Origin of the sequence: Streptomyces glaucus (genome assembly GCF_039533365.1) — a bacterium.
In the GTDB taxonomy this organism is placed as follows: Bacteria; Actinomycetota; Actinomycetes; order Streptomycetales; family Streptomycetaceae; genus Streptomyces; species Streptomyces glaucus.
This window is the reverse complement of sequence record NZ_BAAATK010000099.1, coordinates 1-9,085: the sequence shown is the minus strand read 5'-3', so window position 1 is coordinate 9,085 and position 9,085 is coordinate 1. Positions and strand designations below refer to the sequence as shown.

At 73.6% G+C, this 9,085-nt stretch carries 9 protein-coding genes; 3 read left to right on the top strand and 6 right to left on the bottom strand.

Translation table 11 applies throughout. The annotated features are described in order from the left end of the window. A partial coding sequence (locus ABD363_RS31990; RefSeq protein ID WP_425578049.1) for an ATP-binding protein occupies positions 1-506 on the top strand: 506 nt, incomplete at its 5' end. Between the two features lie 22 nt (positions 507-528). On the opposite strand, the gene ABD363_RS31985 is transcribed toward ABD363_RS31990, so the two are convergent. Next, positions 529-963, bottom strand: coding sequence for an ATP-binding protein (locus ABD363_RS31985; RefSeq protein WP_344609967.1), 435 nt, complete (start codon positions 961-963; stop codon positions 529-531). A gap of 316 nt (positions 964-1,279) precedes the next feature. Here ABD363_RS31985 and ABD363_RS31980 point away from each other — a divergent pair, with 316 nt between their 5' ends. Further along, positions 1,280-1,567: a DUF4190 domain-containing protein gene (locus ABD363_RS31980; protein WP_344609966.1), complete on the top strand. Its 288-nt coding sequence runs from the start codon at positions 1,280-1,282 to the stop codon at positions 1,565-1,567. A 114-nt stretch (positions 1,568-1,681) separates the two neighbouring features. Here ABD363_RS31980 and ABD363_RS31975 read toward each other — a convergent pair whose 3' ends face one another. Continuing rightward, positions 1,682-3,586, bottom strand: a complete 1,905-nt coding sequence (locus tag ABD363_RS31975) for an AMP-dependent synthetase/ligase (RefSeq protein ID WP_344609965.1) — start codon at positions 3,584-3,586, stop codon at positions 1,682-1,684. Between the two features lie 151 nt (positions 3,587-3,737). On the opposite strand from ABD363_RS31975, the gene ABD363_RS31970 reads away from it, so the two are divergent. Next, entirely contained in the window at positions 3,738-3,971 is a 234-nt protein-coding gene (locus ABD363_RS31970; protein ID WP_344609964.1) for a DUF6480 family protein, read from the top strand. 60 nt (positions 3,972-4,031) lie between these two features. Here ABD363_RS31970 and ABD363_RS31965 read toward each other — a convergent pair whose 3' ends face one another. From ABD363_RS31965 to ABD363_RS31950, 4 genes are all read right to left on the bottom strand, one after another. Beyond that, a complete protein-coding gene (locus ABD363_RS31965; RefSeq protein WP_344609968.1) occupies positions 4,032-5,120 on the bottom strand; it encodes a glutamate--cysteine ligase 2 in 1,089 nt (362 codons plus the stop codon). A gap of 107 nt (positions 5,121-5,227) precedes the next feature. Beyond that, the gene (glgB, locus tag ABD363_RS31960) at positions 5,228-7,450 is read right to left on the bottom strand and encodes a 1,4-alpha-glucan branching protein GlgB (protein WP_344609963.1); all 2,223 of its coding nucleotides are present in this window, start codon (positions 7,448-7,450) and stop codon (positions 5,228-5,230) included. A gap of 4 nt (positions 7,451-7,454) precedes the next feature. Continuing rightward, positions 7,455-8,816, bottom strand: a complete 1,362-nt coding sequence (locus ABD363_RS31955; protein WP_344609962.1) for a maltokinase N-terminal cap-like domain-containing protein — start codon at positions 8,814-8,816, stop codon at positions 7,455-7,457. Between the two features lie 28 nt (positions 8,817-8,844). Continuing rightward, on the bottom strand, positions 8,845-9,085 hold a 241-nt coding region (locus tag ABD363_RS31950), incomplete at its 5' end, for an alpha-glucosidase C-terminal domain-containing protein (RefSeq protein WP_344609961.1).

Here is a 9,085-nt window from a genome sequence, read left to right as displayed (position 1 = left end):
TCCGGGCCGGCGCCGGCCGGGCGGAGCGCGCGGGCAGGCGCGGGACGGACCCCGCGGCCGGCGCCGGCACCCCGCCGTCCGGTGCCGCGCCGGGCGGCGTGACCAGCGCCGCGGCGGCCCGCGCGTACGCGGAGTCCGTGGTGCGCGAGGAGTGGGCCGCGGCGGGCCGTACCCCGCGTGACGAGGACGTCATCGACCTGCTGCTCGTGGTCTCGGAGCTGGTCACCAACGCGATCCGGCACGGCGAGGGACTGGCCGGCTTCGAGGCCCGGACCACCGCGGGGGGCGTACGGATCGCGGTGCACGACAACAGCGAGATCGTCCCCGAGGCCGCCTACGGGCCCGGTCCGCTGCCCGTCGGGCACCACGGCAACGGCTACGGCTGGCCGCTCATCATCCGCCTGGCCCGGGACATCGTCATCACCCGCCGCCCCGAGGGCGGCAAGACGGTCAGCGTGCTGGTGCCGATGCGCGAGGCGCCGCCGCGCCGGGCAGGCCGGCCGTGACGGGGGAGCGCGCGGAACCCGCTCACCAGGGCAGGAAGACGTGGATGTCCTTGCCGCGCTCGTCGGTGACGACACTGACCTGATCGCACAGCGTGTGGATCAGGTGCCAGCCGATGCCGCCGCCGCCGCGACTCGGATGGAAGGGGCGCGGCGCGGGCGGCGTGGTGCTGGTGTCGTGCATCACCACGTGCACCCCGTCGAAGGTGCGGCGCAGGCGCAGCTCGAACGGACCCGGGGCGTACTGCACGGCGTTGGCGGCCAGTTCGGTCACCACGAGCAGGATGTCGTCCCAGTGCTCGGGTGCCGACGGCGGTGACACACGTGCGAGGTCGTACAGGAACTCCTCCGCGACCAAGCGCGCGCTTGTCACGTTGTGCAGTTCACCGGCGAAGCCGGCCGTGCGGCTCATGATCTCCTCGGAAGACAGTTTCTTGTCCCAACGTGGCTCGGTTGCCATCGCGCCTTCCCGGCCCGCCTCAGCAGGGCTGTCGTCCTTCTCCTACGTGCCTCCGTGTGCTAGTTCCCGTGCTGGCGGAGCCTACGCGCCTTCTCCTCCGACACCGGGTCCGCGATTCCCGGCGCCCGGTCCCGGCGACGCTGCGTGGCGGTCCCCGCACAGCCGGTTGTCCCGGGGGGCGGACATTCCCGCCCGGCCCCCGGCCGTAAACGGAATTCGGCATTTCGGTATTGCCGGAATTCCTCGGAATGCGTGGCGCATTGGGCGGGCACCCGGTTGTGCGACAGTCCAAATTCCCCGACACCGGGAGATCCTGATGACGAGTTACGGCAGTTCCTCTGCCGCATCCCCCAGCTCGCGCACGAACGGTCTGGCCATTGCCAGCCTGATCTGCGGAATCATCGGAGTGTTCCTCTTCAATGTGATTCTCGGGCCGCTCGCGATCGTGCTGGGCGCCGTCGCCATGCGCCAGGCACCGGCCAAGGGCGGGGCGGGAATGGCCAAGGCGGGTGTGGTGCTCGGCATCATCGACCTGGTCATCTTCGGGGTGCTGCTCGCGATCAGCGCGGCCAACGGCGGCTTCACCTGGTACGTGGGCGGCTGACCCGCCGCCGCGCACAGCGCGCACCGGCCTCTCGCACGGTTCGAGGGCGTACGCCGACGCGGCGTACGCCCTCGGCATGCGCGGGACCGTGCGCGCCCTCGGCCGCGCGGAGCCTCACCGGAACACGTCGTCCGGGTCGTCCCAAAGCGCCTGCTCGTCCGGGGTACGCGGCCGGCGCGCACCCGAGCGCGCCTCGTACATGGCGTCGATCTCCGCCGCACAGTGCCGCACGATCTCGTCCCGGCGCAGTTTCATCGACGGCGTCAGCAGCCCGTCGGCCACACCGAACGGCTCCGGCAGGATCCGGAACACCCGGATGGACTCCGAGCGGGAGACGGCGCTGTTCGCCGCGGCCACGGCCCGGCCGACCTCCTCCCGCAGCGCGTTCTCCTCGCGGGCCCGGCGCACCGGCTCGTCGCCCTGCAGCGACAGGGCCGCCCGCCAGTGCGCCAGGAACTCCGGGTCCAGCGTGATCAGGGCGCCCACGCAGGGCCGGTTGTCGCCCACCACCACCGCCTGGTGGATCAGGGGGTGCATCCGCAGCCGCTGCTCCAGCGCGGCCGGGGCGACGCTCTTGCCGCCGCTGGTGATGATGACGTCCTTCTTGCGGCCGGTGATCGTCAGGTACCCCTCGTCGTCCAGCCGGCCGAGGTCCCCGGTGGCCAGCCAGCCGTCGCGCAGCACGGCCCGGGTGGCGGCCTCGTCGCCCGCGTAGCCCTGGAACACCGACGGCCCGCGCACCAGGATCTCGCCGTCCTCCGCCAGCCGGACCCGCGTGCCCGGCAGGGGCTTGCCGACGGTCCCCGACTTCTCCCGGCCCAGCGGCTGCATGGTCACCCCGCCGCTGGTCTCCGTCAGCCCGTAGCCGTCGTGCACGTAGACGCCGATGCCCTCGTAGAAGAGGGACAGGTCCCGGCTGAGCGGCGAGCCGCCGGAAGTCGCGCGGCGCACCCGGCCGCCCAGCGCGGCCCGCAGCCCGCGGTAGACCGTCCGCTCGTACAGGGCGTGCTGCAGCCGCAGCTCGAAGCCGGGGCCCGGGCCCCGGCCCAGCCGCTGCCGCTCCGCTGCCGCGGCGAACTCCCGCGCCGTGTCGGCCGCCCGTTCGAACAGCGCGCCGCGGCCCGCCGCCTGCGCCGTGCGCAGGAAGTTCTTGTAGATCTTCTCGAGGACCGAGGGGACGGCGTAGAGGTACGTGGGCCGGAAGGAGCGCAGCGCCGACGACAGGGCCGCCTCGCTCATGTCGGGCTCGTGCCCCAGCAGCAGACCGCCGCGCACGCACAGGCCCTGGATCATCAGTCCGTACACGTGGGAGAAGGGCAGGAAGGCCAGGACACGGCCCTGCTCTCCCGGCGGCGCCGCCGTGTGCCCCCAGCCCGCGAGCAGCGTGTCGCAGGGGGCGGCCAGGCCGCGGTGGCTCAGGACGCACCCCAGGGCACGGCCCGAGGTGCCGGAGGTGTAGGCGATCACCGCGGTGGAGTCCGGGAGCACGATGCGGCGCATCGAGTCGACCGCGGCGAGCGGGACCGACCTTCCGCGCCGCACCAGCTCCTCCAGCGCTCCCGCGTCCAGCTGCCACACGTGGCGCAGCCCCGGCAGCGAGGTGCACACCGAGCCGACGGTCATCACGCCCTGCTCGTCCTCCACCGCCGCGGCCACGCAGCCGGCGTCCCGGAGGATCCACTCCACCTGCTCGCGCGACGACGTCGGACAGACCGGCACCACCTCGGCGCCCACCGTCCACAGCGCGTAGCCGAGCACCGTCCACTCGTACCGGGTGCGCGCCATGACGGCCACGCGGTGGCCCGGCGCGATCCCGGAGGCGACCAGCCCTTTGGCGAGGCCGACCACCTCGTCGCGGAACTCCGCGGCCGTCACCTCCTCCCAGACGGGGGCGGCGGCGTCCGCGCGGCGGGCGAGCACCGGCAGGGCGGGGGTGCGGGCCGCCGTCTCGAAGACGCTGTCGGCGAGTCCGCCGGTCAGGGGAGAGGCAGCCGGGGGAGCGAGGGCGAGGTCGCGCATGCGCTGCTCCTGACGGGTACGGGGTGACGCCGCCGGCGAGCGCCGTCATCGGCGGTGCCCGAATGTAGCCGAGGCGGGAGCGCCCGGGGGCCCGTACCGCAGAAGTGGAACCGGCTTGATGATCTCGGCCTGTTCGGGGGACCCGGACGGCATGAGTTACGTGAACCCCGATCCCGAACCCGAACGCGCCTCCGGCCTCGAACCGGGAGGCGGCGTACCGCCGGGCGAGACCCCGCCGGCGGAGAGCAGCATGCCCGAGGCGGGCCCGCGCGAGACGCACAACCCGCCCAAGGGCTGGGCCAAGGCGCCCCTGACCCTGATCATCGTCCTCACCGTGCTCATCGCGGCGTTCTTCCTGGCCTACGCCATCGTCCTGATGGTGTGAGCACGGGGAAAGGCGGCGTGCGCACGGGCCCGTGCGCACGCCGGTGGCCAGCGGGAGGTCTCAGGCCTGCGTGAGGCGCACGCACTCCGTGACGACGTCCCGCAGGCTGCCGGTGCGCTCCAGCAGCGCGCGCTGCACCTGCGCACCGGTGCCGTGCCGCAGCAGCTCGGCGCAGGCCTCGCGGACCCGGTCGAGGTCACCGGTGTCGGCCAGCGCCTCCTCGACATGCTCCAGCAGGGCCCGCAGGACGGTCCGGGCGGGCATGCGCCGCATGGTCGCCGGATGGAGCAGCTCCTCGGCCAGGCCGGACCGGGCGGCCCGCCAGCCGGCCAGCCGCAGCAGGCTCACGCTGTGGTCGGCCGGCTCCGCTCCCGCCCGCCACTCGCGGGCGGCGGTCTCCACCAGCCCGCGGGCCAGGGTGGCGACGAGGGCGGCGGTGTGCGCGTGCAGGCAGACGTCCGCGACCCGGATCTCCACCGTCGGGTACCGCTGGGACAGGCGCGCGTCGAAGTAGATCATCCCGTGGTCGAGCAGGGCGCCGGTGGCGACCATGTCCGCGACCCGGCGGTGGTACCGCTCGGCCGAGCCGAAGATCTCCGTCGGGCCCGCCGACGGCCAGCGCTGCCACACCCGGCTGCGGTAGCTGTGGTACCCGGAGTCCTTGCCCTGCCAGAACGGGGAGTTCGCGCTGATCGCGGCCAGCACCGACAGCCAGGGCCGGATCCGGTCGATCACCGCGACGCCCTCCTCGTCGGAGTCGACCGACACATGGACGTGGCAGCCCATGACCATCTGCTCGCGGGTGGCGATGCCGTACTGGTCGGCCATCCACTGGTAGCGGCGGTTCATGCCGACGGAGGGGCTGACGGGCAGCGGGGACGTGGCGAGCGCGGCGACGGTGCAGCCGATCCCCTCGGCGTGCCGGGCCGCCTCCTTGCGGCAGCGGGCGATCTCCGCCCGCAGCGCCCCCATGTCCGACTGGGGGTGCGTGGCGAACTCCAGCATCTGGTCGTGGAGTTCCTTCTCGAAGACGTCCTGCTCGGCGTCGTCCTGCGCGGCGCGGGCGAGCACCGCGGCGGACAGTGCCCGCGGTTCGCCGCTCTCGGGATCGACCAGAAGGAGTTCCTCCTCCACTCCGACGGTGCGCACGTCCATGTCCGCCTTTCTGTGGCCTGCCGCGGTGACGACGAGCGGTTCCCGCTCGTACGACCCCGACTGCCCGCAAAGCCCGGCCGGACACCTGGCCGTGCCGGGTCTCACCGCGCGGACGGCGTCAGCCACACCGTGGCCAGCGGCGGCAGGGTGAGCCGTACGCAGCCGTCCTCCGGTCCGATCGGGTCGGGACGGGTCACGTCGCTGCCGCCGTAGCGGGCGGCGTCGGTGTTGAGGACCTCCCGCCAGGCGACGACGTCCTCGGGGACGGCCAGGCGGTAGTCGTGGCGGACCACGGGGGAGAAGTGCGACACCGCCAGCAGGGGGGTGCCGTCCGCGCCGAACCGCAGGAACGCGAAGACGTTGTCGTCGGCGGCGTCCACGACGACCCACCGGAAGCCGGCCGGGTCGGTGTCGCGCTGCCACAGGGCGGGGGTGGCGCGGTAGACGGCGTTGAGGTCGCGGACCAGGTCCCGCACCCCGCGGTGGTCACCGGCAAAGGGGTGATCGTCGTCGAGCAGCCACCACTCGGGTCCGTGCTTCTCGGACCACTCGGCGCCCTGCGCGAACTCCTGCCCCATGAACAGCAGCTGCTTGCCGGGGTGCGCCCACATGTAGCCCAGGTAGGCGCGCACGTTCGCGCGCCGCTGCCACCAGTCGCCCGGCATCTTCGACACCAGCGAGCCCTTGCCGTGCACGACCTCGTCGTGGGAGACGGGCAGCACGTAGTTCTCGCTGTAGGCGTACACCATCGAGAAGGTCATCTCGTGGTGGTGGTACTTGCGGTGGACCGGCTCGCGGGCGATGTACTGCAGCGAGTCGTGCATCCAGCCCATGTTCCACTTCAGGCCGAAGCCGAGACCGCCGCCGTCGGTGGGCCGGGTCACCCCGTCCCAGGCGGTGGACTCCTCCGCGATCGTCACCACGCCGGGGCAGCGCCGGTAGACGGTCGCGTTCATCTCCTGCAGGAACGCCACCGCCGCCAGGTCCTCCCGGCCGCCGTACGCGTTGGGTTCCCACCCGCCGGGCTCCCGCGAGTAGTCGAGGTAGAGCATCGAGGCGACGGCGTCCACGCGCAGCCCGTCGATGTGGAACTCCTCGCACCAGTACACGGCGTTCGCCACCAGGAAGTTGCGCACCTCGGTGCGGGCGAAGTCGAACGTGTACGTCCCCCAGTCCGGGTGCTCGGCGCGCCGGGAGTCCCCCGGCTCGTACAGCGGGTCCCCGTCGAACCGGGCCAGCGCCCAGTCGTCCTTCGGGAAGTGCGCGGGCACCCAGTCCATGATCACGCCGATGCCGGCCCGGTGGAGGGCGTCGACCAGGTACCGGAAGTCGTCGGGGGTGCCCAGCCGCGCGGTCGGCGCGTAGTACGACGTCACCTGGTAGCCCCAGGACGGACCGAAGGGGTGCTCGGCGACCGGCATCAGCTCGACGTGGGTGAACCCCAGGTCCTTGACGTACGCGGGCAGCTCCTCGGCCAGCCGGCGGTACGTCAGCCCCGGGCGCCAGGACGGCAGGTGCACCTCGTACACCGAGAACGGGGCCTGGTGCACGGGCGTCCCGGCCCGCGTCCGCATCCACTGCGCGTCCCCCCACTCGTAGTGCGACGCCGTCACCACGGACGCGGTGTCGGGCGGCTCCTGGGCGCGGCGCGCCATCGGGTCGGCCTTGAGGAACCGGTGGCCGTACCGGGAGGTGATCTCGAACTTGTACAGCTCGCCCTCCCCGACGCCGGGCAGGAACAGCTCCCACACCCCGGAGGCGCCGAGGGAGCGCATCGGGAACGCCGTCCCGTCCCAGTGGCAGAAGTCCCCGGCGACCCGGACGCCCTGCGCGTTCGGCGCCCACACGGTGAAGCGGGTGCCGGTCACGCCCTGGTGGGTCATCGGGTGCGCGCCGAGCGCCCGCCACAGCTGCTCGTGCCGGCCCTCGCGGATCAGGTGCAGGTCGAACTCCCCGAGGGCGGGCCGGAAGCGGTAGGGGTCGTGCACCTCGTACTCGGTGTCCCCGTACGTCACCACCAGGGTGTACGGGGGGATCTCCGTGAGCGGCAGGACGCCGGAGAACAGGCCGTCTCCCTCGGGGACGAGGCCGTGGCGCGCGCCGTCGACGACCACGCTCACCGCACGGGCGAAGGGGCGCAGCGCCCGGAAGGCGATGCCGTCGGGCACCGGGTGGGCGCCGAGCAGCGCGTGCGGGTCGTGGTGGGCGCCCGCCAGCAGGCGCTCCCGGTCGGACGGGGCCGGCGCGGGGGCGGCCCCGGGCGGTCCGCAGGCGGGCGGGACCGGGCCGGCCGGCTCGGGGAGCGAGGTGTCACGCAGAGCCACGGTGTCAGTCTCCTCTCACGGCGAGTCGTTCGATCGCCGCCATGGGCACGGGAAGCCAGTCGGGGCGGTGCCGGGCTTCGTACAGCACCTCGTACACGGCCCGGTCCGTCTCGTAGGCGCGCAGCAGGCCGTGCTTCTTGCGCGGGTCCCAGCCGGCGTGGGCGGCGTAGCCCGCGCAGTAGGCCTCCCGGCAGCGGCGCGCCCACTGCGGGCGCCAGGGGCGGCGCTGCCGGGCGGCGTAGTCGAAGGAGCGCAGCATGCCGGCGATGTCCCGTACCGGGGAGTGCGGGCTCACCCGCTCGGCGAGCGGGCGGGACGGCTCGCCCTCGAAGTCGATGACGAACCACTCCCGCCCCGCCCGCAGCACCTGTCCCAGGTGCAGGTCGCCGTGGATGCGCTGGGCGGGCGGCCCGGCGTCGCAGGTGGCGAGCGCGGCGAAGGCGGTCCGCAGGCCGGGCACGTACGGCCTGAGCGCCGGCACGCAGTGCGCGGCGACGTTCAGCCGCTCGGTCATCGCCGCCGCGGTCCGGCCGTTCTCGCCGGGCGCGGCGGGGGGGAAGGCCGAGGCCAGCGCGAGGTGCACCTCCGCCGTGGCGCGCCCCAGCTCATGGGCCTCGGTGGTGAAGTCGTCACCGGTCGCGAGGGCGTGCAGGGCCAGGGTCCAGCCGTCGGAGGCGCCGGGCAGGAACGGCTGCAGCACGCCGAGCGTCGCCTGGAGCGGATGCGTCGTCCGGTACCACGCCACGGGCGCGGGCACCCGGCGGCAGCCCTGCCGGACCAGCGCGCCCGGCACCTCCAGGTCGGGGTTGACGCCGGGCTGGATGCGCCGGAAGACCTTCAGGATGTACGCGTCGCCGTACACCAGTGAGGAGTTGGACTGCTCCGCGTCCAGCAGGCGCGGCGCCAGACCGGCGGGCACCGGCTGCGCCGGGTCGCACTCGAAGCGCAGCGGGCCCGCCGCGCCGGGGTGCCGCAGCCGGTCCAGGAGCACATGGGCCGACCGGGGGTCGTACAGGGCGTCGTAGACCGTCAGGCCGGTCAGCGGGCCCTCCTGCACCCTGCCGATCATCGCCCGGCCGAGGCGCGGCGCCGGATGCCTGCGCACGGCGAGCAGCAGCTGGTAGCAGTCACCGGCCGGGGGAGCGCCGTCGGGGACGGGCACGGTGCCGTGGGCGGCGTGGACCAGCAGGTGCAGACAGTCCGGGGACAGCTCGGTCATGGACAGCACACCGAGGTCGGTGACGGGCCGGTCCTTGCCGGCGAACCAGCGCTGCCGCGGCAGCCACTCCCGCAGCAGACCGCCGAGCGACTCCAGGGGCTCGGCGAGGAGGGCACTTCTGGGGCGCAGGAACGCGGTCTTCGTCATGGTGACGCCTCCTTTCGTCGGCGCACGCTCACAGTCGTCGGCCGATGCGGGATGCGACTCGGGTGAGCCGGAACCAGTAGAAGCCGTGGCCCCCCAGGGTGAGCAGGTACGGCAGTTCGCCGATGGCCGGGAAGCGGACCCCGCCGAACAGCTCGACCGGGTGGCGCCCGCTGAACTCGCGCAGGTCCAGCTCGGTGGGCTGGGAGAACCGGGCGAAGTTGTTCACGCACAGCACCAGGTCGTCCTCGTACTCCCGCAGGAAGGCCAGG

What these genes read in the sequence shown, in the direction of transcription:
- ABD363_RS31985 (WP_344609967.1), bottom strand. Translation starts at nt 963, where the DNA reads ATGGCAACCGAGCCACGTTGGGACAAGAAACTGTCTTCCGAGGAGATC.
- ABD363_RS31980 (WP_344609966.1), top strand. Translation starts at nt 1,280, where the DNA reads ATGACGAGTTACGGCAGTTCCTCTGCCGCATCCCCCAGCTCGCGCACG.
- ABD363_RS31975 (WP_344609965.1), bottom strand. Translation starts at nt 3,586, where the DNA reads ATGCGCGACCTCGCCCTCGCTCCCCCGGCTGCCTCTCCCCTGACCGGC.
- ABD363_RS31970 (WP_344609964.1), top strand. Translation starts at nt 3,738, where the DNA reads ATGAGTTACGTGAACCCCGATCCCGAACCCGAACGCGCCTCCGGCCTC.
- ABD363_RS31955 (WP_344609962.1), bottom strand. Translation starts at nt 8,816, where the DNA reads ATGACGAAGACCGCGTTCCTGCGCCCCAGAAGTGCCCTCCTCGCCGAG.